The organism is Rhizobium sp. 10N414 (genome assembly GCF_056394785.1).
This window is the reverse complement of the sequence record NZ_JBFTIN010000030.1, coordinates 1-24,796: the sequence shown is the minus strand read 5'-3', so window position 1 is coordinate 24,796 and position 24,796 is coordinate 1. Positions and strand designations below refer to the sequence as shown.

The following is a 24,796-nucleotide window of genomic DNA, read 5'->3' as shown; positions in this document are numbered from 1 at the left end:
CTAGAACGAGCAGCGGCGATGAGCGAAATCGAAATCAGACCTTTCGTTGCCTCCGATATCGATGATGTTTTCGCGGTGATCCTGCCGATCCAGCGCGAGGAATTCGGCATCGCGATCACGGCCGACGACCAGCCTGATCTCGCCGCCATTCCTGATTTCTATCAATCCGGAAAAGGTCAGTTCTGGGTGGCGGTGCGCAATGGCCAGATCGTCGGCACGATCGGGCTGAAGGACATCGGCAACAGCCAGACGGCGCTGCGCAAGATGTTTGTTGCTGCCGATGTGCGCGGTCGCGAACATGGAGTCGCAGCCCGTCTTCTTGCCGGGTTGGTTGACCATGCGGAGGCTCAGGGGATCAAAGACATTTTCCTTGGGACCACGGATAAATTCCTCGCCGCCCACCGGTTCTACGAGAAGAATGGATTCGCCGAAGTTTCGAAAAGTGAGCTTCCGCCATCGTTCCCACTGATGGCCGTGGACAGCAAATTCTATCGGCGCAGGATCACTGCAGCCTAGCGCTGCTCTGGCCGGAAGAGCCATTTGCGCTTGATTGCCGCTGAGAGATCCAGATCGTTCCTGTGCTCTAAAAGAAGGATGTGGCCGAGGACATCGGCCGCCTCGTCGGCAAGGTCCAGCCGTAGCTCCTCATCCGACCTGCCCTTTTTGCGCCCTCTCCCGCTGACACGGTTCCAAGCCTGGGTAAGCTCGCCGATTTCCTCCTGAAGCTTCAGCAGAAACCAGTCGGCGTCGCGCTCGATGCCGTTGGCATCGGCGTAGTTCCGCGACGCACGCTCCTTTTGTTTACAAAGGAGAACCCTGATTCTGTCGGAAAGTCGAGATGGATCAGCCGTGATCGGGCAACAGCATGCAGTCGTAGGAACGCTGCTTCAGCGCGTCGCAGGCAGATGTAGCGGCCTCGCGGCTCTGAAAGCCGATAAAGCGAGCGCGATAGACCTTGTTCGCGCCATTGCCGACAGCCTCGGTATAAGGCGATGCGGCCTTCAGTGCCGCACCACCTTCGGCCTTGGCCTGGGCCAGAAGGGCACGGGCGGCATCGTCGCTCGATGCAGCCGAGATCTGGATCTGCCAGTCGCCGGATGCCGACGGCGCGCCTGCGGACTTGGCGGCGATCTTGCCGGCATTGGCGGGTTCGGCGGCGGCGAACGGGCGCTCCAACGGTACAGTCGTATCGCTCAGAAAGCCGAGCGCCTTCGGCGCGAGATCATTGGTGCGCGGCGCAGTTCCCGGGATCGGGAGATCGGCATCAGCGGCAGCCGAAGCAACTTCGACTGTCTGGCGCGAGTTGGTGCTCGCGACGAGGTTGCCGCCCGCCGAGCGGCCAAGATACTTGTCGAGCAGACCGGCCATTTTGGCGTCGCGGCTGCGGGCAGTGCGGCCACCGAGCACGACGCCGACGACCCGGCGGTCGCCATCCTTGACAGCGCTGACCAGATTGAAGCCAGACGCGTTGGTATAACCCGTCTTGATGCCGTCCATGCCCTGGTAGCGGTACATCAGATTGTTGTGGCCGCGGATCGTGCGCCCACGGAACGTGAAGCTCGCCGTCGAGAACAGGCGGTATTCGCTCGGGAAATTCCGCATCAGCGCCACGGCAAGCGTGGACATGTCCCGCGCCGTAGTGACCTGCCGACCATCCGGAAGGCCGGAGGCATTGTAGAAGGCCGTACGGCGCATGCCGAGCTGCCGCGCCTTCTGCGTCATCATGGCTGCAAAGTTGGCTTCGGAACCGCCGAGCTTCTCGGCCATGGCTGCGGCAGCATCGTTGGCCGACTTGGTGATCATGCCGAGGATTGCTTCTTGAACGGTGATGGAATCGCCCGCGCGAACGCCGAGCTTTGTCGGCGGCCGCGAGGCGGCGTATCTCGACATGACAAGCGGAGTGTTCCAGCTGATCTTGCCGCGCTTGATCGCCTCGAAGGCCATATAAATGGTCATCATCTTCGTCAGCGACGCGGGATGATTCAGCACATCGGCGTTCTCGGCACTGAGCACCTTGCCGGTTCGGGCATCCAGGATCAGGGAGGCGCTGCCTGCCATCGCGGTCAACGGCGCCGCAACGACGAGCGTCGCTGTCATAATCGCGGCCAACAGCTTCTTCATGAAATTTCCCCTCAATGAACGAATAGCCGGCGCCATTCGGATCTGTCCCGTTCCACTACAGCAGTCGCCGATATGGCGCGACTTTGCGGCAACCGGTACCATTTTTGTCAAGTTTTACCTTTCATAGTGAAAATCCCGTAAAGAGGACACTCAAAAATCTTCATTCAGCAACACTTAACCGCAGGCTTGCTAGTTTCGCGGCTCCAGAAACCAGCGAGCAGTTGAGATGGCGGCGAGTATCAAAGGGCTTGCAAAGCAGATTGCGATTGCAGGCGGTCTTGAGACGGCCAACCTCCTGCGCGCAGCAGGCGTGATGCGCGGCGCGCGCGGACTTGGGGCCATCTGCACGCTCCATCATGTCCGTCCACGCGAGGAAACCGCTTTCGCGCCGAACGCGCACCTGGAAATCACGCCGGTATTCCTCGATCTCGTTCTCGATCGCCTGAAGAGCGACGGCTATCGTTTCGTGGCGCTCCACGAGATTCCAGCGCTGCTTTCGCAAACCGGGTCCAGCCAGCCCTTTGTCGCCTTCACGCTCGATGACGGCTACCGCAACAATCTCGTCTACGCCCTGCCCATCTTCGAAAAGTACGATGCGCCTTTCACGGTATTCGTCGCCAAGGGCCTCGCCGAACGCACGCATACGATCTGGTGGGAGACGCTGGCAGCGCTTCTGCGGAGAGAGGAGAGGCTCGGCTTCGATTTCGGTACTGGCCACGAGATGCTTGACATCACGACGACCGAAGCAAAGGGCCGCGCTTTCGCGCGCATCGCCAGCCATCTTCATCGACATGACGAACGCGCCGCCGTCGCGGCCATCGACCTGATGGCGCGAAAGCACGAGATCGATCCGGACGAAATCGTCGACGATCTCGTCATGACACCGGCGGAATTCAATCTGCTTGAGGCGAGCCCCCTCGCCTCACTCGGCGCCCATACAATCAGCCACCGGGCGATCTCACGCCTCTCCGATCAGGAGGTTCGCGACGAGATGGAGGTGTCCCGCGACTACGTTGCAGCGATCACCGGACACCGGCCGGGCTCCTTCGCCTACCCTTATGGCACGCGCGAGGCCGTAACCCAGAGACAGGCACAGATCGCGCGCGAAGTCGGTTTCGACCTCGCGGTGACGACACAGGCGGGTGTCGTCACGAAGCGCTCGCTCAACAACATGACCTATCTGCCGAGGCTTTCGATCAACGGTCTCTATCAAAAGGTGCGGTACGTGTCCGGCCTTGCCTCCGGTATTCCGTTTCGGTTTGCGCCAAACAGGAGCTGAACGCTTCACGGATACATGCGAACCTTCGTCCAATCGCCTTCCGGCGAAGCCCGGCGAAACTCGATACGATCATGCAGGCGGAACTTCTGGTCCTTCCAGAACTCGATCGACACCGGCCGGATCCGAAAGCCCGACCAATGCGCAGGACGCGGGATCTCGCCGATCGCGTAGCGGGCGGTGTATTCGGCAACAGCTTTCTCAAGCGCGAACCGGCTCTCCAGCGGCCGCGACTGCTTCGACGCCCAGGCGCCAATCCGGCTGCCGCGGGCGCGCGTCTTGAAGTAAGCGTCTGCTTCTTCGTCCGTCACAACTTCGACAGGCCCGCGCAACCGAACCTGGCGGCGCAGCGTTTTCCAGTGGAAACACATGGCCGCCTTCTTCTGTCCGAGAATTTCCTGGCCTTTCTGGCTCTCGAAATTCGTGTAGAAGACAAAGCCGTCGTGATCGAATCCCTTAAGGAGTACCATGCGGACGTTGGGAAGGCCGTCCTCGTCGACCGTCGCAAGCGCTACCGCATTCGGGTCATTGATCTCGGAAGCTTCTGCCTCTTTCAGCCACTCCGAGAAAAGATCGAAGGGTTCGTTTCGCTCGGTGAAGTCACCGCTTGTTAACTCATTTGCCGACATATTAGCTCAAATGCCCCGGGTTTATTCGAAGTTTGCCCAGCTTTTAGCTACTGGACAGGACGCAGGGTGGAAGTCATAGCAAAGTCAGATCGCCATACAAAGGGTCTGCTGCGTCGCAGCGCGGACCTCTGCGTTGTCGGTACGGCGGTGCTCTCCCTCTCCGCCTGCGTCTCCAGCGGATTGGACCTCTTCAGCAGCTCGAAGGTCGATCGGTCGGTTGCGACTGGCACCGTGCCACAGCCAGCGCCGACGAGCGACTCGATTTCCGACGAAATGACCGTCGGCAACGCCGTGACCTCGGCCGATATCCAAAGGTTGGAGGGACGCCCCCTCCCCTGGGCGAATGCCTCGACCGGCAGCGCCGGCGTCATCGACACGATCGTCGAGAACACGGATTCCGGCCAGGTTTGCCGCCAGTTCCGCACGACGCGGCACTCCTATGTCGGCATCGCGAAATTTTACGGCAAGACCTGCCTGGTCGGCGGCGGCAACTGGCAACTGATGAGTTTCCAGCCGGAAAGCTGAGTGCCGCGCGTTGCGTGCTTAACACGCGCGGTTCCGTCCTCTCATGATGTTTAGCAAAAGGCTAACCATTCGGCGCAAAAGCGAGTTGTCCGCCACGCGGGCTAAGAACTGATTAGCAACTTCTACTCACAATCCGCCTGACGTGCGCACGGCTGCTTCCCTGGGGATGAGGCCGAGCGCCAAGTCAGAGGCTTCGGGGTGCCAGGGCAAGGGACAGGCACACCGCATCGGAACACCGGCGGTTTGGGGACATGCGCGATCCTTATAAGATTTTGGGCGTCAAGCGGGACGCGGGGCAGGACGAGATCAAGGCAGCCTGGCGCCACATGGCCAAGGCGGTTCACCCGGACCACAATCAGGGTGATCCGACGGCGAGCGCCCGCTTTGCCGAGATTGGCCGCGCCTATGAGACGTTGAAGGATCCGAAGAAGCGGAGCCTCTTCGACAATGCCGCGCGCATGGCGGAAGCCAAAGCCAATGAGAACACGATCATGCAACAGCGCCAGGCGGCTCGCGAAGCTGCCATGCGTGCCAAGGCAGCGCAAGCCAATGCCGAGCGCGTGATGGAAGAACTCGCGCGCGCAGCCGCCCAGAAGGCCGCGGCCGATGCCGCCAACCAGCAGAAGACGGGTGCTGCCGAACCGGCAGAAGAAATGATCGAACGTATCTTCGGCACGCAGGCACGCGCCGCAGCCGGTGGTGGTCGCGACCAGGGTTTTAGCGCTGGCGCCGCGAGGCGGCCGGAACCGGAGGCCGCGATCGCAGACAAACAGCCGGAGGCCGGCAAGGCCGAGGCTGAGCAGCAGGCTGCCGAGGAGGCGGCCGCTCAGGCCTCTGCGATCATGCAGCCACTCAGCTTGCTGACTTCCCTGGTGCGTCGCTTCACCGGCAGCGGGACGCAGCAGGCACCTGAAAAGGTGCCCGACCAGTTCGCAACGAAGACCGTGAGCATCGACGATCTCATCAAGGGCAGCTGGCTGACAGTCGATCTCGGCGAAGGCCGGGAGGCCGGATTTGCGCTGGCCGCCGGTACGACGGAAGGCCACCAGGTACGTCTCAAGGGCCAAGGCCACAAGCTGACCGGCATGCAGCGGGGCGATGCGGTCATCAATATCCACATTGCGCCCGATGAGCGATTTACCGTCAGTGGCTTCGACCTGTACACCGTGCTGCCGGTGACGATCGAAAATGCCGTGCTCGGAACCGATGCGCGCATCGAGGGCCCTCGCGGGCCGATCAACGTCACGGTTCCCGCCTGGTCTGGCTCCGACAAGACGATCCGAATTTCCGGTCAGGGACTTGCGAACGCAGATGGCGGCAAGGGAGATCTCGTCGTCGAACTGCGCATTATGTTGTGGGAAAAACCTGACGACAAAGTCACCGATCTGATGCGAAGCATGAAGAACGGGCTGTTTCTGTGAAATTTAGGTGACAAGCGCACCCTTTGTTACGATCCCTAACAGTTGATGATTGCTACTAATCTTGAACCGATTAGCAGCCTATGCCATAGGCAGGACCTATCAGAATTTCTTAGGGGGCAAAATATGGCTCAGGCAACAGGCCTCATGTCAGGCAAGCGCGGCGTCATCATGGGCGTTGCCAACAATCGTTCGATTGCGTGGGGTATTGCCAAGGCTATTCATGCACAGGGCGGCGAAATCGCATTTACCTACCAGGGTGATGCACTGAAGAAGCGCGTCGAGCCCCTGGTTGCAGAGGTAAACGGCGTTCTTGCCGGACATTGCGATGTCAGCGACGAGTCGACCATCGATGCCGTCTTCGACCACGTCGAAAAGCTGTGGGGCAAGATCGACTTCATCGTTCACGCGATCGGCTTTTCGGACAAGGACGAGTTGACCGGCCGCTATGTCGATACCTCGGCCGACAACTTCGCCAAGACCATGCAGATCTCCGTCTATTCCTTCACCTCGGTGGCGCGTCGCGCCGAGAGGCTGATGACGGATGGCGGCTCCATGCTGACTCTGACCTATTACGGCGCCGAGAAGGTCATGCCGAACTACAACGTCATGGGCGTTGCCAAGGCGGCGCTGGAAGCCAGCGTGAAGTACTTGGCGGTCGACCTCGGACCGAAGAACATTCGCGTCAACGCCGTCTCCGCCGGCCCGATCAAGACGCTTGCAGCTTCCGGCATCGGCGACTTCCGCTACATTCTGAAGTGGAACGAATACAATGCGCCGCTGCGTCGGACGGTGACGATCGAAGAGGTCGGCGATGTCGGCCTTTATCTGCTTTCGGATCTTTCTCGCTCGGTCACCGGCGAAGTCCACCATGCCGACAGCGGCTATCACGTCGTCGGCATGAAGGCGGTAGACGCACCGGACATTTCCGTCATAAAGGACTGATCGCACTCCTTTGCTGCGTCGTGCTCGCGACCCCTTCTTCGCGACAGCGATTGAGGGGTTGCGTGCCGTAAACGGAGCCGATCATTGCTTATCTACGTCGTCAGACACGGCCAGACAGACTGGAACGCCGAACGCCGCCTGCAAGGGCAGAAGGACATCCCGCTCAATGCCATCGGCAGAGCGCAGGCGTGGCAGAATGGTATCGACCTCGCAGAAATCCTGAAAGTCGAGGCAATCCCCTTTGACTTCGTCGCGAGCCCGCTCGCGCGAACCCGCGCCACGATGGAGATTATGCGCGAGGCGATGGGTCTTCCGTCGAAAGATTATCGAACCGACGAGCGCCTAGTGGAGGTTTCCTTCGGCGCTTGGGAAGGTTTCACGATCAAGGAATTGAAGGCAACGGCCCGGGACCGCATCACCGAGCGTAATCTCAACAAATGGGATTTCATTCCGCCAGGAGACGACGCGGAGAGCTACGAAATCATGTCCTGGCGCGTGGCGTCCTGGTTGAATTCCGTCGACAAGCCTACGGTTTGCGTGACTCATGGCGGCGTCATACGCAGTCTTTTCAGGACCATTGCGGCCTTACCGAAGGACGAAGCGGCAGAGGGCGAGATTCCACAGGACCGGATCCTTAAGATTGATCGGGACAACGGGTCGATCGGCTGGATCTAGTTCCGATTACTGAACGACATCGAGATCGTTGATGACGCGCTTGCCGTCGACCTCGGTATAAAAGACGATAACCTTGACGCCCGCCTTCAGCCCCTCGAAATTGAACTCTTCCGGCGCTTGGTAGGTTTTTCCGTCATCCAGAGTGAGGCTGAGATTGGTCATATCGACCTTCTTGATCGTCGCCTCGACGTCCGCGCTTTCAGCAAATCCGCAGATCGGCGACAAGAAACTCGCGGTGGCCAAAAGCGTAGCTACTACGAAGCGCATGGCGGACTTCCCTCGAAAACGCGACTCGATAACCCAACTGCGCACAGATAACCCCCCGAATATGGCGAAATTTGCCCGGAAGAATGATCTTCCGCGTCCAATTGATGAATAGTACTTTAACAATAACCGCATGCATTCGTTAATTATTTTCCCCGTATGTCCGCCTTTCTGGCAAAGAGGATTTCCGGGAAATCGTAAATTAACCGCCCCTATCTAAAGTCTCCCTCGAACATGGGAGACTGGGTTTTGCTATTCCGCCACAAAGACAGCAACACGTTGCGGCGCGTCTTCAGGAATACACGCCTTGCCCTCCTAGTCTCCGGCCTCGTTGCTATTGTCGTCGTCATCGTCGGCTTTGGGCTCGACCGCGCCAATACTGCCGCTCATCTGCGCGAACTGACGATACGGACGGAAAACGAGGTGAGTCTGATTCGTGCGCGCATCAGCGCGCAGACCAACATGGACATTACCGTCGTACGCGACTTGGCCAACATGGTTGCGGTCAATTCCAGCGTAAATGCCGAGGAGATGGAGCGGCAGATCAACTGGCTGCTCATCCAGAATCCCCACTTCCTGGATGTCGCCATCGCACCGAACTTTATCGTCGGCAATGTCTTTCCCTCGCAAGCGGGTAAAGGTCGCATCGGCAAGGATGTCCGCGAGGTCCTCCTCGCCCGTCAAGCGGTGACGCGCGCCAGCGCCGAGCAGGCGCGTTTCTATGGACCGATCGCCGCCAGCGACGGCAAGGAAGCTTTCGGAATCTTCTTTCCCGTCTTCGTGAAGGAAAATGGGCAACGCCGTATCTGGGGCGCAGTCGAGGTTATGATCGACGCGATCATGTTCTATCAGAACACCGGATTGAAGCCCGCGCACAACAGTGAGAATCAGGAGAAATATCCGCACCTCGACCATCTCTCGATTGCGGTTCGCGACCTCGCTCTTGCGGACTCGGCCCTACCCTTTTTCGGCTCACCGGATTTGCGTGACAAGCGGCCGATGACGCGAAAGATCGCCTTTGCCGGCGGGCGCTGGGAAATTGCCGCGGCTCCGAAGACCGGTTGGAACGCGATTCCGGAAAACCAGTCGACGCTTCGGGTGATTATCGCTGCCGCAGGCTGCATCACCATCGTCCCAGTCTTCTTCGCGACCTTGCTGCTCGGCGAGCGAAACCGCAACATCGTCCAACTCAAGGTGCGCGAAGCTACGCTGCTCAAGCTGTCGCAGCGCCTCAATCTGGCATTGGAGTCGTCGAACATCGGCATATGGGAGCTGCATGACCACGGCGAAACGCTCTTCTGGGATGCCCGGGCCGCAGCGCTCCACGGGAAGCCGGCAGAAGATGGCAGTCACTCGCTGGAAGACTGGCTTGCCGCGATCGTTGCCGAAGACCGGCACCTCGCGGAGGTCCATTTCTTCAACTACCACGTCGCCGGTTCAGCCTACGAGACACAATACCGCGTCATCGCCGAGGACGGCAGCGTCCGTCACCTGCGGTCGATCGGCTCCTTCTACACGGACGCGGCCGGCGACGACAAAACCGTCGGGATCGTCTGGGACGTCACCACCGACGCGGAAGCGGCCGAAACCCTGCGTAAGGCAAAAGATGTCAGCGACGTCAAGAATGCCGAACTGGAGATGGCGCTGGACGAACTGTCGCGGCGCGAGGCTGAACTCGCCGAACTCTCAGGTAAGCTGGACCTGGCCCTCGACACCTATCAGTGCGGGATATGGGAGGCGACGCTCGGTGATGAAGGCTCGATCTGGGACGACCGGATGCACGAGCTCTATGGACTGAAGCCAAGGATCGGCTTCATGACCGAACCGGTCTGGCTTTCCTGCATTCTGCCGGAGGACCAGGCACTGGCTCGGGAAAGCGCGCGTCATTTCAAGCACCTTGGTGACACTCATACCCTGATCTGTCGGGTTCCCGTCGAGGACGGCGTGATACGTTACGTCCGCTCCACTGGCAAGGTGCATAAGACCTCAGGCGGCAAACTGAAGATTATCGGCGTTGCCTTCGACATCACCGAGGATGCGCTGATGACGGTGCAGCTCAAGGCCGCCAAGGACGAGGCGATCGCCAAGAACATCGAACTCGAGATCGCCAAGAACCGCATCGAGCACAATTCGCTGCACGACCCGCTGACGGCGCTTGCCAACCGCCGCAAGCTTGATATCGCGCTTGAAAGGCTGACCCTCGACGGGCGGAGCGAGCGGCAGAAATTCGCCATCCTCCACATCGACCTCGACAGGTTCAAGGAGATCAACGACACGCTTGGCCATGCCGCAGGCGACGCAATGCTGATCCATGCATCGCGGGTACTGTCGAGGAACCTGCGCCAAGACGACCTCGTGGCGCGCATCGGCGGCGATGAGTTCGTGATCCTGGCGCACAACGCCAGCGATACGGATATGTCTGCCCTTGCAGGCCGGATCATCGAGCAGATGCGCCAGCCGATCGACTTCGAGGGCTTTGCCTGCCGCTGCGGCGTTTCCATCGGCATCGCGCTCGCCAATGGCGTGCACGTCGATGCGCGCAAGGTGCTGATCAACGCCGACATCGCCCTTTACCGCGCCAAGAGCCAGGGCCGGAACCGCTACGAGTTCTTCAATCACAATCTCCAGGCCGACATCATCAACAACAAGCGCCTGGCCGACGAGATCCTTGCCGGCATCGAGAACGGCGAGTTCACAGCCTGGTACCAGCCGCAGTTTTCCGCGCGTACCATGCAGCTCACCGGCGTCGAAGCCCTGGTTCGCTGGCAGCATCCGTCTCGCGGGCTGTTGACGCCGGACAAGTTCCTGAAGATCGCCGACGAGATCAACGTTGTCCAGACGCTCGACCGTATCGTGCTCGACACCGCGCTGAAGGACAAGATGCGGTGGGCGGCACGGGGTGTGACCATTCCGAAGATTTCGGTCAACGTTTCGGCGCGACGGCTGCATGACGAAATGCTCGCAGAATCGCTGAGCGGCCTGCAGATCCGCCCCGGCGAACTCTCCTTTGAACTGGTCGAGTCGATCTTCCTCGACGAAAGCGAGGATGTGGCCGCCCATAACCTCGAGCGGATCAAGGCGCTCGGGATCGATATCGAGATCGACGATTTCGGAACGGGTCATACGTCGATCGTCAGCCTCCTCAAGCTGAAGCCGAAGCGGCTGAAGATCGACCGGCAGCTGGTCCAGCCGATCATGAATTCGCCGCAGGAGCGCGCGCTGGTCAGCTCGATCATCGACATCGCCCGCTCGCTCGGCGTCGAAACGGTAGCGGAAGGTGTCGAAACGGCAGCGCACGCCACCCTCCTCGATGAACTCGGTTGCGACCTCCTGCAGGGCTACGCCTTCTCCCGCCCGCTGTCCTTCGAGGATTTCATGGAGATGGCGATCGAAAGCTCCTGGCGCGTCGCCTCCTGAGGCCATCGTTTACAATCCACAGAAACACCATTTCCTTTCGCTGGCCGTTTCGAGCAAAGAAAGGCTTTTGCCGCCGCGTTTTTTTGGCCTATGAGTGTCGCGCATTTTCAGATGAAGGACGCCGCCGGTGACGACTGGTTGGCGTGATCCGGTCGGTACACATGTCGCACAATACATTCGGTCATCTCTTCCGCGTAACCACCTGGGGTGAGAGCCACGGGCCGGCGCTTGGCTGCGTCGTCGACGGCTGCCCTCCGGGCTTGCGCTTCAAGCTCGAGGATATTCAGGTTTGGCTCGACAAGCGAAAGCCCGGCCAGTCGCGCTTTGTGACGCAGCGTCGCGAGGCCGATCTGGTCAAGGTCCTGTCGGGCGTGATGCTGGACGCCGATGGCGAGACGATGATCTCGACCGGCACGCCGATCTCGATGCTGATCGAGAACACCGACCAGCGCTCGAAGGATTACGGCGAGATCGCACGGCAATATCGGCCCGGCCATGCCGACTACACCTACGATGTGAAATACGGCATCCGCGACTACCGCGGCGGTGGCCGTTCCTCGGCCCGCGAAACAGCGGCACGCGTCGCGGCTGGCGGGATCGCCCGTCTTGTTGTGCCTGAGGTCAAGGTGCGCGGGGCCTTGGTGCAGATCGGCAAGCACAAGATCAACCGCAAGAACTGGGATTGGGATCAAGTCGACCAGAATCCGTTCTTTGCACCTGATGCCGCGATCGTTCCGGTCTGGGAGGAATACCTCGACGGCATCCGCAAGAATGGCTCCTCGATCGGCGCGGTTGTTGAGGTCGTCGCCGAAGGCGTGCCGGCAGGGCTTGGCGCACCGATCTACGGCAAGCTCGACCAGGACATCGCCTCGCTGCTGATGTCGATCAATGCCGTCAAGGGCGTCGAGATCGGCAACGGCTTCGAAGCAGCCGAGATCACCGGCGAGGAAAACGCCGACGAAATGCGCATGGGCAATGACGGCAAGCCATTGTTCCTGTCGAACAAGGCCGGCGGCATCTTAGGCGGCATCTCGACCGGCCAGCCGGTTATCGCGCGCTTCGCCATCAAACCAACCTCGTCGATCCTGACCGAGCGCCAGTCGATCGATGCCGACGGCAACAATGTTAATATCCGCACCAAGGGACGGCATGATCCGTGCGTCGGCATCCGCGCCGTGCCGATCGGCGAGGCGATGGTCGCCTGCGCCATCGCCGACCATTACCTCCGTGACCGCGGCCAGACCGGCCGACTGAAATAGGAAATACAGACATGCCTTACGATCAGAAGCGCGTCGTCGATGCGATCCGGGCCTTCGAGGCCGGCGAAATCGTCGTGGTGATGGATGACAACGACCGCGAGAACGAAGGCGACCTGATCGTCGCGGCCGTTCACTGTACGGCGGAGAAGATGGCGTTCATCGTCCGTCACACGTCCGGCATCGTCTGCACACCGATGCCGAAGGAGGAAGCCCGCCGGCTCAACCTGAATGCGATGGTTGCCGAAAACGACTCTGCCCACACGACGGCTTTCACCGTCTCGGTCGATTTCAAGCACGGCACGACGACAGGCATTTCCGCAGATGACCGGACGCTGACCGTTCGCAACCTCGCCAATCCCAATGTCGGCGCCGCTGATTTCGTGCGTCCTGGCCACATCTTCCCGCTCGTCGCCCGCGAAGGCGGCGTGCTCATGCGCTCCGGCCATACGGAAGCCGCCGTCGATCTCTGCAAGCTCGCCGGTCTTCCCCCGATCGGCGTGATCTGCGAACTCGTCAACGATGACGGGACCGTCACGCGTGGGCAGCAGGTCGTCGAATTTGCTGAAACGCACGGCCTCAAGCTGGTGTCGGTTGCCGACCTCATTGCTTACCGCCAGCGCAAGGAAACGCTGATCGAACTCGGCCAGAGCTTCGACATCGAAACACCCTTCGGCAAGGCCAAGGCGCATACCTATTCGCTGCCTTGGGATACGATGCAGCACCTCGCCGTCGTTTTCGGCGACATCCGCGACGGCATCGACATTCCGGTGCGCCTGCACCCTGAGAATGTCGCCGAGGACCTTTTCGGCAAGCGCCGTCCCGTCGACCACTACATGAAGAAGATTGCGGAGGAAGGTCGCGGGATCATCGTCTACCTGCGGGAAGGCTCCGTCGGCGTCGGTCATTCGGACAGTGGTCGCAAGGCCCGCAGTCAGGGGCGGGAAGCCCATGTCGAGGCGCAGGTCCGTGACAGCGAATGGCTGGAAATCGGTCTCGGCGCACAGATCCTCAAGGACCTCGGCGTATCGTCGATCCGGCTCCTGACGAGCCGCGAGCGGCACTATGTCGGTCTAGAAGGCTTCGGCATCAAGATTTCGAAGACCGAGATCTACTAAGCCCGCCATCTGTCGAGATAGGCGACTTTCTCGACGCCGGAGAAGCGCGCAAGGCGTTGCAACTCGGCGTCGAGCCGGTCCAGGCGACCAGTCGTGGGGCGCACGCCCGGCTCCAGTCATAGACGCTTGACGTCGAGGCTTCCTCCTTTGTGATCGGCCTTCATGTCGATGCGGCCGATTCGCTTGTCGCCTTCAAGCAGCGGGAAGACATAATAGCCGCATGCCCGCTTCGGCTCGGCACGAAAACCTCGATGCGATAGAGGCGGCCGCCTGCTTCACGCTCAGGCGGCGATGCGCTTGAAGCGGCCGCTGACGTTCTCGATATAATATTTTCCCGGCGATTGGGCGGTGACCATGGCGATCACCTCGGTTTCCGCCACGCCCTCGAACTGCCGCTCTTCGCCGTTGCTCAGGCAGACGCGAAGCCGGCCATCCTCCTGGCTGAAATAGACCGCATCGATCAGCGTTGACTTCACTGCCAACGGCTCCATCTTCGCCTGCCGTCCGGCCCGTGTGACGATCGTGGCGGCGCGCGCATCGCGCCGCTTGCGCAGCAAGGCCCTCACTTCACGGCGAAGGCTGTTCAGTGCCGCCAGTGCGGCGAATTTGATGGCTCGTGTTTTCATGCAGCCATCCTACGCAGGCGGCTCTTAAAGAGTTCAAGACAAGCATGGTAAAGCGCGCATCAACATTAATTCTTTGTAATTACAACGCAATTTCCTAAAATATCGACTATCGACGAGCGCCGCTCAGCCTTGCCAACCATCCATTAGGACGACCTGTTCAACGCCGGTGAATTTGGCCAGTCGGTCAAGTTCGGCGAGAAGCTTTTCGATCCGCCCGGCCGACGGGCGTACGCCCGGTTCCAGCCACAGACGCTTGACGTCGAGGCTCCCGCCTTTGCGATCGGCCTTCATGTCGATGCGGCCGATCAGCTTGTCGCCTTCAAGCAGCGGGAAGACATAGTATCCGTATTCCCGCTTCGGCTCGGGCACGAAAACCTCGATGCGATAGAAGAAACCGAAGAGCCGTTCGGTGCGATTGCGGTCGCGGATCATCGGATCGAAGGGGCTGAGCACGCGCACGCGCGGCGGTGCGCCGGGATAGTCCTGCATGCTCGTAAGCAGGTCGGGGACGGCCCAGGAGGGGCGCGGCTTTCCGCCAAGCGCCGGCTCGATCAGGACTTCGATCAACTCGTCGCGATGCGCGTTGACCCAGGCTTTCGCTTCATCGGGCGACAACAGATCCCAGAAGGCGGCGATTTCGCCATGCGTGGCAAAGCCCAGTCGGGTCAGCGCGCTGCGGCAGGCCCAGTCGACAAACTCCTCGTAGGTGACTTCCGGCTCGTGAAACTCAGGCGGAATGACGCGTTCGACGAGATCATAGATTTTCTGGAAGTTCGAGCGTCCGGCGATGGCGAACTTGCCGGTGCGCCAGAAATATTCCAGCGCCGTCTTGTTGGGATGCCAATTCCACCAGCCGCCGGAAACATGCCCGTCCGCCTTGATCTCGCGCGCCATGATGGCGCCGTCACGAGTGACGCGCTCAAATGTCTCGTCGAAGGCGTGTTCGAACCCCTCCCCCTGCCATTTTCGCCAGCGCTCGCCGATTACCTCTTCCTCGTGGCGGAACTTGTGTTTCCAGTACCGGAAGAAGGCGCTCGGCAGGATCGAGGCGTCGTGCGTCCAGTGCTCGAAGAGCGAGCCGTCCTTCTCCAGTAGCGCCGTCAGATGCTCGCGTTTGTAAGTCTGGTTGCGGGAAAACAGGATCTGGTGGTGGGCTCGCTCCACCGTCTGGATGCTATCCACCTGCACGAAGCCGAGCTCGTGGATGAGCTCCAGCAGGCCGGCCTTCGTCAGCGCCTTGTTCGGTGGCGCGCTCAGCCCCTGTTTGGCGAGGAATATGCGGCGGGCATCGGAATTAGAAATGAGATTCGTCATGTGCGCATCATAGAACGGAAAATGTTCCTAGCCACCCGATAAGTTAGGACGATCATCAGGTAGGAACAGCCGGTATTCATTGCGAGATTTTGCGCTTTCAAACTGCGAAATTCGTTATAGAACGGCCTCTCAATTCACGAGGGACCAGGTGGATATCCGTTTCGAAGGCGCAGGGGTCAGCTATGGTGCGCGCGTCGCGCTGGCGCCGGTGACGCTGCAGCTCACAGAAAAGCGCATCGGCATCATCGGCCTCAACGGCTCGGGCAAGACGACCTTTGCGCGCCTCATCAACGGCCTGACCAAACCGAGCGTCGGGCGGGTGATCGTCAACGGTCGCGACACGGCCGACGCCAAGGCCGTTCTCACCGATGTCGGTTTCATCTTCCAGTCGCCGCAAAACCAGATCATCCTGCCGGTCGTGCGCGACGACATCGCCTTCGGTCTGAAGAGCCGCGGCTACAAGCCGGCGGAAATTGCGGCGAAGGTGGAGGCGGTCCTGCAGCGTTTCAGCGCGGCCCATCTTGCCGACCGCCGGGCGCACGAGCTCTCGGGCGGAGAGCTGCAACTTGCCGCCCTTTGCTCCGTGCTCGCAACCGGGCCCGATATTCTCATCCTGGACGAGCCGACCAATCAGCTGGACCTCAGGAACCGCAGCCTCGTGCAAAGGCTGGTGGAAAGCCTTCCGGAGAGCGCGATCGTCATCAGCCACGATCTGGAATTGGTCGCGGATTACGAGCGCGTACTGGTTTTCCATGAGGGCGTTCTCGTCTCCGACGCGCCGGCCGGAGAGGCGATCCGCCGCTACAGGGAGATCGCAAGCCGATGAAGTCGCTTTTCGTCGAAGGCAACAGCGCCATGCATCGGGTTTCGGCCCGCGCCAAGCTGCTTGTTCTTGCGGCCCTCGGCGTCATGCTCTTCCTTACGGCGAACCTCCTGTTGCTTGCCCTTGGAGTGCTCGCGACGGCCGGGATCTACTTCAGCATCGGCCTTCCGGCGCGATCCGCGCTTGCGCGACTGAAGCCGGTCTTCCTGACGATCCTCATCGTGGCGTTGTTCAGCCTGGCCTTCAATCCCTGGCATATCGCCGTCGTCGCCCTGCTCCGTCTCACGGCATTGATGCTGTTTGCCGCTGCCGTGACTGCAACAACTGCTATTGCGCAATTCATCGACGAAATTACCCTGCTGGCCAGGCCACTGGAGTGGCTCGGACTTCTTCGGGCCGACGATGTCGGGCTGGCTGTCGGGCTCGTCGTCCGCTTCGTTCCCGAGATTCTCGATCGTTATCGTGCCATCCGCGAGGCGCACGCGGCGCGCGGTATCAAGGTGCGGCCGACAACCGTGCTCGTGCCATTGATCATTCTGACGCTGAGGGATGCGGATCACATTGCTGCGGCAATTGACGCGCGCGGCGTTCGGCGGCATGTCAATTGAGAACTCGCTAACAGGAGCCCTGCATGAGCACTCGCGACCTCGTTCTCTCCGCCCTCTTTGCGGCCATCATCGTCGCGCTCGGCATTCTGCCGCCGATCACGCTCGGCTTCATACCGGTGCCGATTACGGCGCAGTCGCTCGGCGTCATGATGGCGGGTGTCGTGCTCGGCGCGCGCCGCGGCACGATCGCGGTCCTGATCGTTCTCGTGCTTGTCGCGATCGGCCTTCCTGTGCTTTCCGGCGGTCGTGGCGGACTTGCTGCCTTTGCCGCACCGACCACCGGCTTTCTGATCGGCTGGGTGCTGGCAGCCTTCGTCACCGGTTATCTCAGCGAACGGCTGGTCAAATCCGAACAGTCGGCGTTGGTGCAGACGGTCGGCTTCTTCTTCGCCGCGATGATCGGCGGCATCGTGGTTCTCTACGCCTGCGGCATCGTCTATCTGGCGTTCGCCGCCCAGCTTGGCCTCTCCAAGGCGTTCCTCGGCTCAATGGCATTTATCCCCGGCGACGTCGTCAAGGCCTTCGTTGCGGCACTTGTCGGCCGCGCGGTCATGGTCGGCTATCCCCTCCTGCCGGTGCGCAGCTAATCGACGAAACCATAAAGCCAGTCACGCGTGTCTTCGGGAAGCGGGACTGGCGAACGATCGTCGCGCGAGCGCGCCTGCCAGATAATTTCGACCTCGGCGGAGCGCTCGTCGCCGATATCGGCCGAAATGATGAAGCCGACCGAACGCATGCCGATCTTGTCGACCGACGCCGTGAACACGACCCGCTCATCGTAATGCAACGGCCGATGGAGGATACAGGTCACCTTGCTGGCGATATAAAGCGGCTCATTCGCCAGTTGCGGCCTCGACGACCAGAAGGTCGCCAGCACCGACTCGGCATAGGAAATGTAGGAGCCCAAGAAAACCTGGCCGTTCATGTCGACGTCGCGGAACGGCACATTCATCTCAACGGTACGCGTGACCTCGTTCATTGATCTTTCTGCCAATTCTCCCCTCCCCAAAGACTAGCCGCGGGGCCGGACGAAGTAAACGCAGGACTGGCCCCATGACCAAGGCGCGCGCTTGTTGAAATTGCCACGCCGAGCCCCATCTGCTGTGGATCATGACGGGACGGAAAGATAGAGTGACACCATGAGCACCCGCCTTTACGAGCACCCGATCTTCCTGGAACACGTCACGCCCGCCGGCCATCCCGAACGGTCCGACCGTCTGCGGGCGATCAACGTGGCGCTGGAACATCCGAACTTCGCAGGTCTTGACCGCAAGCGCGCACCGCAGGCCGCCGAAGAAGCCGTTCTGCTCGCCCATCCCGAAGAGCACCTGCTGTCAGTGCTGCGCCAGGTGCCCGAAGAGGATGGCGAGATCAATCAGCTCGAGGCCGATACTTACGCCAGCCGAAAGAGCTTCGAAGCGGCACTGACGGGGATCGGCGGCGCGATGGCCGCGGTCGATGATGTGTTTACCGGCAAGGCCGATAACGTCTTCGTTGCGGCCCGCCCGCCGGGCCATCATGCCGAAAAATCAACGGCAATGGGCTTCTGCTTCTTCAACAATGCCGCGATCGCCGCCCGCCATGCCCAGAAAGCGCACGGTGCGGAGCGTGTGGCGATCGTCGACTGGGACGTGCATCACGGCAACGGCACGCAGGACATCTTCTGGGACGATCCCTCCGTGCTCTTCTGCTCGACGCACCAGATGCCGCTTTACCCCGGCACCGGCGCGAAGGAGGAAAGCGGCAAGCACGGTACCATCGTCAACGCGCCGCTGTCTCCGAATGTCGGTAGCGATCACTTCCGCGAAGCTTTCAAATCACGGGTGTTGCCTGCGCTCGTTGATTTTCGCCCGGACCTGATCATCATCTCCGCCGGCTTCGATGCGCATCACCGCGATCCCTTGGCGCAGATCAATCTCGTCGGCGAGGATTTCGACTGGGCAACCGGGCGGTTGCTTGAGGTCGCCGACAAAAGTGCCGCAAACCGGGTCGTCAGCCTGCTGGAAGGCGGCTATGATCTCGAAGGCCTCGCCGAGTCGGCTGGCCTGCATATTCTTAGAATGATGAAGGGTTGAGTATGACTGACAGCGCCAAGCCGGAAGTTTCCGGTCTTTCCTTCGAGAAGGCGGTTGCCGAGCTCGAAAGCATCGTGGCCCGGCTGGAACGCGGCGACGTGGCGCTGGACGAATCCATCGAGATCTACGAGCGCGGCGAAGCGCTGAAGAAGCACTGCGAAACGCTGCTTTCGGCCGCCGAAAACCGCATCGAAAAGATCCGCCTTGACCGATCTGGCAAGCCGCAGGGCGTCGAGCCGCTGGACGGGGCATAAGCAAGAGCTTTTCCGAAATCGTCGTCGTGATGAACAGAGCGTCGCCTCCTGGCGATCAAGTTTTCCTAGTCCGCCATCGGTAATCGGTCTAGTCTAGGCACAACCTCATCGGAGACGCTTTGATGTCCTTTTTCCCCGGTAAAGATCCCCTGCCCGGCGATGCTTTCGCCTGCGATGCGATCGAGAACCTCATAATCCCCCGCACCAGCGATATTGGCGGCTTCGAGGTGCGGCGAGCACTGCCGACGCGGCAGCGGCGACTGGTCGGGCCGTTCATCTTCTTCGACCGCATGGGGCCGGCGATCCTGAAGCCGAACGAGGCGCTGGACGTGCGGCCGCATCCGCATATCGGGCTTTCGACGGTGACCTATCTCTTCGACGGCGAGATCCGGCATCGGGACAGCCTCGGCACCGAGAAGGTCATTCGCCCCGGCGACATCAACCTGATGACGGCAGGGCGCGGCATCGTCCATTCGGAGCGCACGCCCGATAATTTGCGCGGCCATCCGCTGCTGATGTCGGGCCTGCAGACCTGGCTCGCACTGCCGGATGACAAGGAGGAGATCGATCCCTCCTTTGCGCATACCGAAAAGAGCGACATGCCTGTGATCGACGAACGCGGCGTGCGCGGGCGTGTCGTCATCGGATCGTTCGAGGGGATGTCTTCACCGGTGAAGGTGTTTTCCGACACGCTCTATGCCGATATCAGCCTTGAACCGGGTGTGAAGTTTCCCTTCGCGGCGGGACACGAGGAGCGGGCGGCATACGTACTGTCAGGCGAAGTCGTGATATCGGGCGATAGGTTTGCAGCCGATCAGCTGCTCGTCTTCCGCCCCGGCGATGCGATCACTCTCGAAGCTGGCAGAGAGGGCTGTCACCTGATGCTGTTCGGCGGAGCGGCGCTGAACTCGAAGCGGTACATCTGGTGGAACTTCGTTTCCTCCTCGAAAGAGCGCATCGAAAAGGCCAAGGAAGAGTGGCGGACCGGCAAGTTCGACATCGTACCGGGGGACGAAGAAGAATTCATACCTTTGCCGGAAGGCTGATCTCCTTTAGAAAGGAGTTTCGGCCATTCTTGAAATCGACTTTTTTCACCGCAATTTATGGCTTAAAGGCATCCTGCCCAAGAAAGACAAGAAAGAGCGCCCGCCCGTGACACAATCGCCGAAGACGCCGCTGCTGGATAAGGTTCCCTATCCAGCCGACCTCCGAAAGCTTGACGATCGCGACCTGCCGCAGCTTGCGCGCGAGGTTCGCGATGAAATGATCGATGCGGTGTCGCGCACCGGCGGTCATCTCGGTGCAGGACTCGGCGTGGTGGAACTGACGATTGCGATCCACAGCGTCTTCAACACGCCTGAAGATCGGCTGATCTTCGACGTCGGGCACCAGTGCTATCCGCACAAGATCCTCACCGGTCGCCGTGACCGTATCCGGACGTTGCGCCAAGAAGGCGGCCTCTCCGGTTTCACGCGCCGCGCGGAAAGCGAATACGATCCCTTCGGTGCTGCTCACTCCTCCACGTCCATCTCCGCCGGCCTCGGCATGGCGGTTGCCTCCGACCTCGACAAGACAGACCGCCGGGTGATTGCCGTGATCGGCGACGGCGCGTTGTCGGCCGGCATGGCCTACGAAGCATTGAACAATGCTGGCGCGCTCGACGCCCGCCTGATCGTCATCCTCAACGACAATGACATGTCTATTGCGCCGCCGACCGGCGCGATGAGCGCCTATCTCGCGCGCCTTGCTTCCGGCCGCACCTACATGGGCTTCCGCGATTTCGGCAAGAAGCTGACGGCCTATCTCGGCAAGGGTGTCGACCGCGCTATCACTCGCGCCGTGGAGCATGCCCGGGGCTATGTGACCGGGGGGACAATGTTCGAGGAGATGGGTTTCTATCATATCGGGCCGATCGACGGTCACTCGTTCGAGCACCTGCTGCCGGTGTTGCGCAATGTGCGCGACAATGCCAACGGCCCCGTGCTGATCCATGTGGTGACGCAGAAGGGCAAGGGCTACGCGCCCGCCGAGGCGGCAGCCGACAAGTATCACGGCGTCAACAAGTTCGACGTCATCACCGGCGCGCAGGCGAAGGTGAAGCCGAATGCGCCGAGCTACACGAGCGTATTCGCCGAAGCGCTGGTGCAGGAAGCGGAGCACGACGACAAGATCGTCGGCATTACCGCCGCCATGCCGAACGGGACTGGCCTCGACAAGCTCGCAAGCATCTTCCCGTCGCGGTGTTTCGATGTCGGGATTGCCGAGCAGCATGCGGTGACATTTGCCGCCGGTCTAGCCGCCGAGGGCTTCAAGCCGTTTGCCGCGCTTTACTCGACGTTCCTGCAGCGCGCCTATGACCAGGTGGTGCACGACGTCGCGATCCAGGGCCTTCCGGTTCGCTTCCCGATCGATCGCGCCGGTTTCGTCGGCGCCGACGGCCCGACGCATGCAGGCTCGTTCGATACGACGTTCCTCGCCACCCTTCCCGGCTTCGTGGTGATGGCGGCCGCCGATGAGGCTGAGCTGAAGCATATGGTGCGAACGGCGGCAGCCTATGATGCCGGTCCCATCTCCTTCCGATATCCGCGCGGCGAAGGCGTCGGCATAGAAATGCCCGTCCGTGGTGAAATCCTGCAGATCGGCAAGGGCCGCGTCGTCAAGGAAGGCGCGAAAGTGGCGCTGCTCTCGTTCGGTACCCGCCTCGCTGACTGTCTGCTTGCTGCCGAGGACCTTGACGCAGCCGGGCTTTCGACGACGGTTGCCGATGCGCGATTCGCCAAGCCGCTGGATCATGATCTGATCCGCCAGTTGGCACGCCACCACGAAATCCTGATCACCGTCGAAGAGGGAGCGGTCGGCGGCTTCGGCAGCCAAGTCATGCAGTTCCTGGCCATGGACGGCCTGCTCGACAATGGCCTGAAGATCCGCTCGCTTGTCATGCCCGATATCTGGGTGGAACAGGCAAAGCCGGAAGTGATGAACGCCCATGCCGGCCTCGATCGCGCGGGCATCGTTTCGACCGTGTTCAAGGCGCTTGGCCGGCCCGCCGCATTTGGCGTCGGCGCTGCCGGATAGTTCAATCTCATCGCGTTAGATGAAGACGGCCCTGGAGACGGGGCCGTCTTTTTTGTTTGGCGAAAGGCCGACGGAAGTGTCGATGAACCGCTGCCATCCGGCTGCCAGCGACGCCTCTCCAACAAAAGGCTTGCAACTAACGGCTTTGCCGGTCATGGACAGCCGATGTCCGATCAAAACACACAACGCCTCGACCAGTTGCTCGTCAGCCTTGGTCTTTTCGCCAGCCGTTCCCGAGCGCGGGATGCGGTGCAACGCGGCACCGTGAAGGTCGGAGGCAAGATCGTGACGAAAGCAGGTGCGCTGTTTGGCGAGGATGCCCCAATCGAAATCGACGATCCGGCGCAGGACTATGTGTCCCGTGCGGCGCTGAAGCTCGCCGCAGCGCTCGATCACTTCAAGCTCGACCCGTCAGGACATCACTGTCTCGATGTCGGCGCATCAACCGGTGGCTTCACCGAAGTGCTGCTGGCCCAAGGGGCAACCCATGTCACCGCGATCGACGTCGGCCATGGCCAGATGCATCCGCGCATCTCGAGTGATCCCCGCGTGACGAACATCGAAGGCCTCAACGCCCGCAACCTGACGGCGGAGAATATCGGCCATCCGCTCACCTTTATCGTGTCGGACGTCTCCTTCATCTCGCTGAAGCTGGCGCTTGCCCCTGCTCTTGAGATCGCGGAAGCTGGGGCTTGCGCGGCTCTCCTCGTCAAGCCGCAGTTCGAGGCCGGGCGCGAGGCGATCGGCAAGGGGGGGCTTCTCAAGGACCCGTCATCGGCGCCCGATGTCGCGGCCGAACTCGAGCGCTGGTTCGTCGAGGATATGGGCTGGAAGAGCCTTGGCCTCATCCCCTCACCCATTGCCGGCGGCGACGGTAATCAGGAATTTCTACTCGCAGGGACAAAACCGTGAGCACGCAAACTGTTACGATCGAAAAGCTGGGCGCCCAGGGCGATGGCATCGTGCACGCGGATGGCGGGCCGGTCTATGTACCCTTCACCCTGCCCGGCGAAACCGTCGCCATCGCGCGCGTCAAGAACCACGGCACGGTGATGTCGATCTCCGATCCATCGGCCGATCGCCAGGCTCCTCCTTGCCGGCATTTCGGACCGGACGGAGTGAACGGCACCTGCGGCGGCTGCAGCCTCCAGCACATGAACGATCCTGCCTATCGCAGCTTCAAGCGTCAGCTTGTCGTCGACGCGCTGAAATCGAAGGGACTGACGGCTGACGTTGCCGACCTCGTCGTCGCTCATCCCGGCGAACGGCGGCGTGTCGTCTTCGCCGCACGGCGGACCGAGAAGGACATGCTTATCGGCTTCAATCAGGCCGAAAGCCACCACATCGTCGCCATCGAGGGATGTCCCATCTCGTCAGCGGGCATCATGGCCAGGCTGCCGGCGATCAAGGCGATTGGTGCAGCACTTGCCAATAGCGCCGAAGCGTTACGCATCACCGTGTTGGAGACCCTGTCGGGTCTTGATCTCGCGGTCGACGGCATCAAGAAACTCTCGGATCAGCAGCGCCGCAAGGCGATCGAGACGGTGCTTTCCCTTCGCGGCATCGCCCGCGTCTCGCTCAACGACGAAATCCTCGTCGAACCATCGAAGCCGATCGTCGATTTCGGCGGCGTCAATGTCGTTCYGCCGCCCGGCAGCTTCACGCAGGCGACCAAGCAGGCGGAAGACGCAATGGCGGAATTGGTTCTGGCGCATGTCGGCAAGGCGAAACGCATCGCCGATCTTTTCGCAGGCGCCGGCACCTTCTCGCTTCGCCTTGCCCGCGTCGGCCGGGTTCATGCGGTCGAGAGCGAGGACAAGCCGCTGGCGGCGCTCGATCACGCTGCTCGCAACACGCAGGGTCTGAAGCCGGTCAGCGTCGAAAGGCGAGACCTCTTCCGCCGGCCGCTGATGACATCCGAGCTGAAGGTCTACGACGCCGTGGTCTTCGATCCGCCGCGCGCCGGCGCCGAGTTTCAGTGCAAGGAACTGGCGCGCTCGACGGTCAAGAAAATCGCCGCCGTCAGCTGCAATCCGGTGACGCTCGCCCGGGATCTCGCCCTGCTCGTCGAGGGTGGCTATCGCATCACCGGTGTGACCCCGATCGACCAGTTCCTGTGGACATCGCACGTCGAGGTCGTGGCGACGCTGGAGAAGTAGCGGGGCGAAAAACAAAACGCCCGCGACGAGCGCGGGCGTTCCAGTTTGTGTGTATCAATCAATCAGGCGGCGCGACGGCTGTAGGATGATGCGCCGTGGGATGCTGCCTGCAGGTTGAACTGGGCAAGGAGTTGCATCAGCTTTGCTGCTTCCTGCGCCAGCCCATGGCTCGCTGCCGTCTGCTCCTCGACCATGGCGGCGTTCTGCTGCGTGCCCTG

25 protein-coding genes and 1 pseudogene are annotated in these 24,796 nt (G+C 61.1%); 18 read left to right on the top strand and 8 right to left on the bottom strand.

All coding sequences use genetic code 11. From position 1 onward, the window contains the following. Positions 1-18: 18 nt before the first annotated feature. Positions 19-516 (top strand): GNAT family N-acetyltransferase, encoded by a 498-nt coding sequence (locus AC1DE4_RS22935; RefSeq protein ID WP_018858990.1) that lies wholly within the window; start codon positions 19-21, stop codon positions 514-516. Here the strand turns inward: AC1DE4_RS22935 and AC1DE4_RS22930 are convergent. Further along, positions 513-821, bottom strand: coding sequence for a pyrophosphatase (locus AC1DE4_RS22930; protein WP_477883301.1), 309 nt, complete (start codon positions 819-821; stop codon positions 513-515). The two genes, AC1DE4_RS22935 and AC1DE4_RS22930, sit on opposite strands and share 4 nt — an antisense overlap. 22 nt (positions 822-843) lie before the next feature. Further along, positions 844-2,121: a D-alanyl-D-alanine carboxypeptidase family protein gene (locus AC1DE4_RS22925; RefSeq protein ID WP_025661095.1), complete on the bottom strand. Its 1,278-nt coding sequence runs from the start codon at positions 2,119-2,121 to the stop codon at positions 844-846. Between the two features lie 226 nt (positions 2,122-2,347). Between AC1DE4_RS22925 and AC1DE4_RS22920 the strand changes: the two genes are divergently transcribed. Next, on the top strand, positions 2,348-3,400 hold the full coding sequence (locus AC1DE4_RS22920) for a polysaccharide deacetylase family protein (protein WP_477883266.1): 1,053 nt from the start codon (positions 2,348-2,350) through the stop codon (positions 3,398-3,400). 5 nt (positions 3,401-3,405) lie between these two features. Here the strand turns inward: AC1DE4_RS22920 and pdxH are convergent, their stop codons facing one another. Next, positions 3,406-4,026: a pyridoxamine 5'-phosphate oxidase gene (pdxH, locus tag AC1DE4_RS22915; RefSeq protein ID WP_062370510.1), complete on the bottom strand. Its 621-nt coding sequence runs from the start codon at positions 4,024-4,026 to the stop codon at positions 3,406-3,408. Positions 4,027-4,092: 66 nt separating this feature from the next. Here pdxH and AC1DE4_RS22910 point away from each other — a divergent pair, with 66 nt between their 5' ends. From AC1DE4_RS22910 to AC1DE4_RS22895, 4 genes are all read left to right on the top strand, one after another. After that, on the top strand, positions 4,093-4,551 hold the full coding sequence (locus tag AC1DE4_RS22910; RefSeq protein ID WP_018858985.1) for an RT0821/Lpp0805 family surface protein: 459 nt from the start codon (positions 4,093-4,095) through the stop codon (positions 4,549-4,551). Between the two features lie 251 nt (positions 4,552-4,802). Next, a complete protein-coding gene (locus tag AC1DE4_RS22905; RefSeq protein ID WP_477883264.1) occupies positions 4,803-5,972 on the top strand; it encodes a DnaJ C-terminal domain-containing protein in 1,170 nt (389 codons plus the stop codon). Positions 5,973-6,095: 123 nt separating this feature from the next. Further along, on the top strand, positions 6,096-6,914 hold the full coding sequence (fabI, locus tag AC1DE4_RS22900) for an enoyl-ACP reductase FabI (RefSeq protein ID WP_025661091.1): 819 nt from the start codon (positions 6,096-6,098) through the stop codon (positions 6,912-6,914). An 84-nt stretch (positions 6,915-6,998) separates the two neighbouring features. After that, positions 6,999-7,589: a histidine phosphatase family protein gene (locus AC1DE4_RS22895; RefSeq protein ID WP_018858982.1), complete on the top strand. Its 591-nt coding sequence runs from the start codon at positions 6,999-7,001 to the stop codon at positions 7,587-7,589. 6 nt (positions 7,590-7,595) lie between these two features. Here the strand turns inward: AC1DE4_RS22895 and AC1DE4_RS22890 are convergent, their stop codons facing one another. Further along, positions 7,596-7,856, bottom strand: coding sequence for a DUF1344 domain-containing protein (locus AC1DE4_RS22890; RefSeq protein ID WP_477883262.1), 261 nt, complete (start codon positions 7,854-7,856; stop codon positions 7,596-7,598). Between the two features lie 246 nt (positions 7,857-8,102). On the opposite strand from AC1DE4_RS22890, the gene AC1DE4_RS22885 reads away from it, so the two are divergent. From AC1DE4_RS22885 to ribB, 3 genes are all read left to right on the top strand, one after another. Next, on the top strand, positions 8,103-11,270 hold the full coding sequence (locus AC1DE4_RS22885; protein ID WP_477883260.1) for a bifunctional diguanylate cyclase/phosphodiesterase: 3,168 nt from the start codon (positions 8,103-8,105) through the stop codon (positions 11,268-11,270). Between the two features lie 161 nt (positions 11,271-11,431). Next, the gene (gene aroC / locus AC1DE4_RS22880) at positions 11,432-12,529 is read left to right on the top strand and encodes a chorismate synthase (RefSeq protein ID WP_477883258.1); all 1,098 of its coding nucleotides are present in this window, start codon (positions 11,432-11,434) and stop codon (positions 12,527-12,529) included. An 11-nt stretch (positions 12,530-12,540) separates the two neighbouring features. Then, the gene (gene ribB / locus AC1DE4_RS22875; protein WP_477883256.1) at positions 12,541-13,644 is read left to right on the top strand and encodes a 3,4-dihydroxy-2-butanone-4-phosphate synthase; all 1,104 of its coding nucleotides are present in this window, start codon (positions 12,541-12,543) and stop codon (positions 13,642-13,644) included. On the opposite strand, the pseudogene AC1DE4_RS22870 reads toward ribB, so the two are convergent. The 3 genes and pseudogenes from AC1DE4_RS22870 to AC1DE4_RS22860 all read right to left on the bottom strand — a co-directional run. Further along, a pseudogene (locus AC1DE4_RS22870) lies at positions 13,641-13,912 on the bottom strand (DNA glycosylase AlkZ-like family protein); the annotation flags it as partial. The gene ribB and the pseudogene AC1DE4_RS22870 sit on opposite strands and share 4 nt — an antisense overlap. Positions 13,913-13,925: 13 nt before the next feature. Then, positions 13,926-14,270 carry a KTSC domain-containing protein gene (locus AC1DE4_RS22865; RefSeq protein WP_477883254.1) on the bottom strand — a complete coding sequence of 115 codons (345 nt, stop codon included), beginning with the start codon at positions 14,268-14,270 and terminating at the stop codon, positions 13,926-13,928. A gap of 123 nt (positions 14,271-14,393) precedes the next feature. After that, positions 14,394-15,584, bottom strand: coding sequence for a winged helix-turn-helix domain-containing protein (locus AC1DE4_RS22860; protein WP_018858975.1), 1,191 nt, complete (start codon positions 15,582-15,584; stop codon positions 14,394-14,396). A gap of 148 nt (positions 15,585-15,732) precedes the next feature. Between AC1DE4_RS22860 and AC1DE4_RS22855 the strand changes: the two genes are divergently transcribed. From AC1DE4_RS22855 to AC1DE4_RS22845, 3 genes are read left to right on the top strand one after another with little or no spacing between them, the layout of a single operon-like run. After that, entirely contained in the window at positions 15,733-16,410 is a 678-nt protein-coding gene (locus tag AC1DE4_RS22855) for an energy-coupling factor ABC transporter ATP-binding protein (protein WP_477883252.1), read from the top strand. Further along, entirely contained in the window at positions 16,407-17,015 is a 609-nt protein-coding gene (locus AC1DE4_RS22850; protein ID WP_477883250.1) for a CbiQ family ECF transporter T component, read from the top strand. Before AC1DE4_RS22855 ends, AC1DE4_RS22850 begins: the two co-directional genes overlap by 4 nt. A gap of 23 nt (positions 17,016-17,038) precedes the next feature. Next, the gene (locus tag AC1DE4_RS22845; RefSeq protein WP_018858972.1) at positions 17,039-17,602 is read left to right on the top strand and encodes a biotin transporter BioY; all 564 of its coding nucleotides are present in this window, start codon (positions 17,039-17,041) and stop codon (positions 17,600-17,602) included. Here AC1DE4_RS22845 and AC1DE4_RS22840 read toward each other — a convergent pair. Continuing rightward, entirely contained in the window at positions 17,599-17,994 is a 396-nt protein-coding gene (locus AC1DE4_RS22840; protein WP_018858971.1) for an acyl-CoA thioesterase, read from the bottom strand. The genes AC1DE4_RS22845 and AC1DE4_RS22840 overlap by 4 nt on opposite strands. Positions 17,995-18,154: 160 nt before the next feature. Between AC1DE4_RS22840 and AC1DE4_RS22835 the strand changes: the two genes are divergently transcribed. The 6 genes from AC1DE4_RS22835 to AC1DE4_RS22810 all read left to right on the top strand — a co-directional run bounded on the left by AC1DE4_RS22835 (position 18,155) and on the right by AC1DE4_RS22810 (position 24,578). Then, a complete protein-coding gene (locus tag AC1DE4_RS22835) occupies positions 18,155-19,090 on the top strand; it encodes a histone deacetylase family protein (RefSeq protein WP_018858970.1) in 936 nt (311 codons plus the stop codon). Positions 19,091-19,092: 2 nt separating this feature from the next. Further along, complete coding sequence (locus AC1DE4_RS22830; protein WP_025582353.1) at positions 19,093-19,344, top strand: exodeoxyribonuclease VII small subunit; 252 nt, start codon at positions 19,093-19,095, stop codon at positions 19,342-19,344. Positions 19,345-19,466: 122 nt separating this feature from the next. After that, positions 19,467-20,390 carry a pirin family protein gene (locus AC1DE4_RS22825; RefSeq protein ID WP_192305348.1) on the top strand — a complete coding sequence of 308 codons (924 nt, stop codon included), beginning with the start codon at positions 19,467-19,469 and terminating at the stop codon, positions 20,388-20,390. 106 nt (positions 20,391-20,496) lie between these two features. Beyond that, complete coding sequence (gene dxs, locus AC1DE4_RS22820; RefSeq protein ID WP_477883247.1) at positions 20,497-22,419, top strand: 1-deoxy-D-xylulose-5-phosphate synthase; 1,923 nt, start codon at positions 20,497-20,499, stop codon at positions 22,417-22,419. A gap of 165 nt (positions 22,420-22,584) precedes the next feature. Further along, positions 22,585-23,331 (top strand): TlyA family RNA methyltransferase, encoded by a 747-nt coding sequence (locus AC1DE4_RS22815; RefSeq protein ID WP_018858965.1) that lies wholly within the window; start codon positions 22,585-22,587, stop codon positions 23,329-23,331. Further along, positions 23,328-24,578 carry a class I SAM-dependent RNA methyltransferase gene (locus tag AC1DE4_RS22810; protein WP_477883245.1) on the top strand — a complete coding sequence of 417 codons (1,251 nt, stop codon included), beginning with the start codon at positions 23,328-23,330 and terminating at the stop codon, positions 24,576-24,578. The genes AC1DE4_RS22815 and AC1DE4_RS22810 overlap by 4 nt, the downstream gene beginning before the upstream one ends. Positions 24,579-24,796 lie beyond the last annotated feature (218 nt).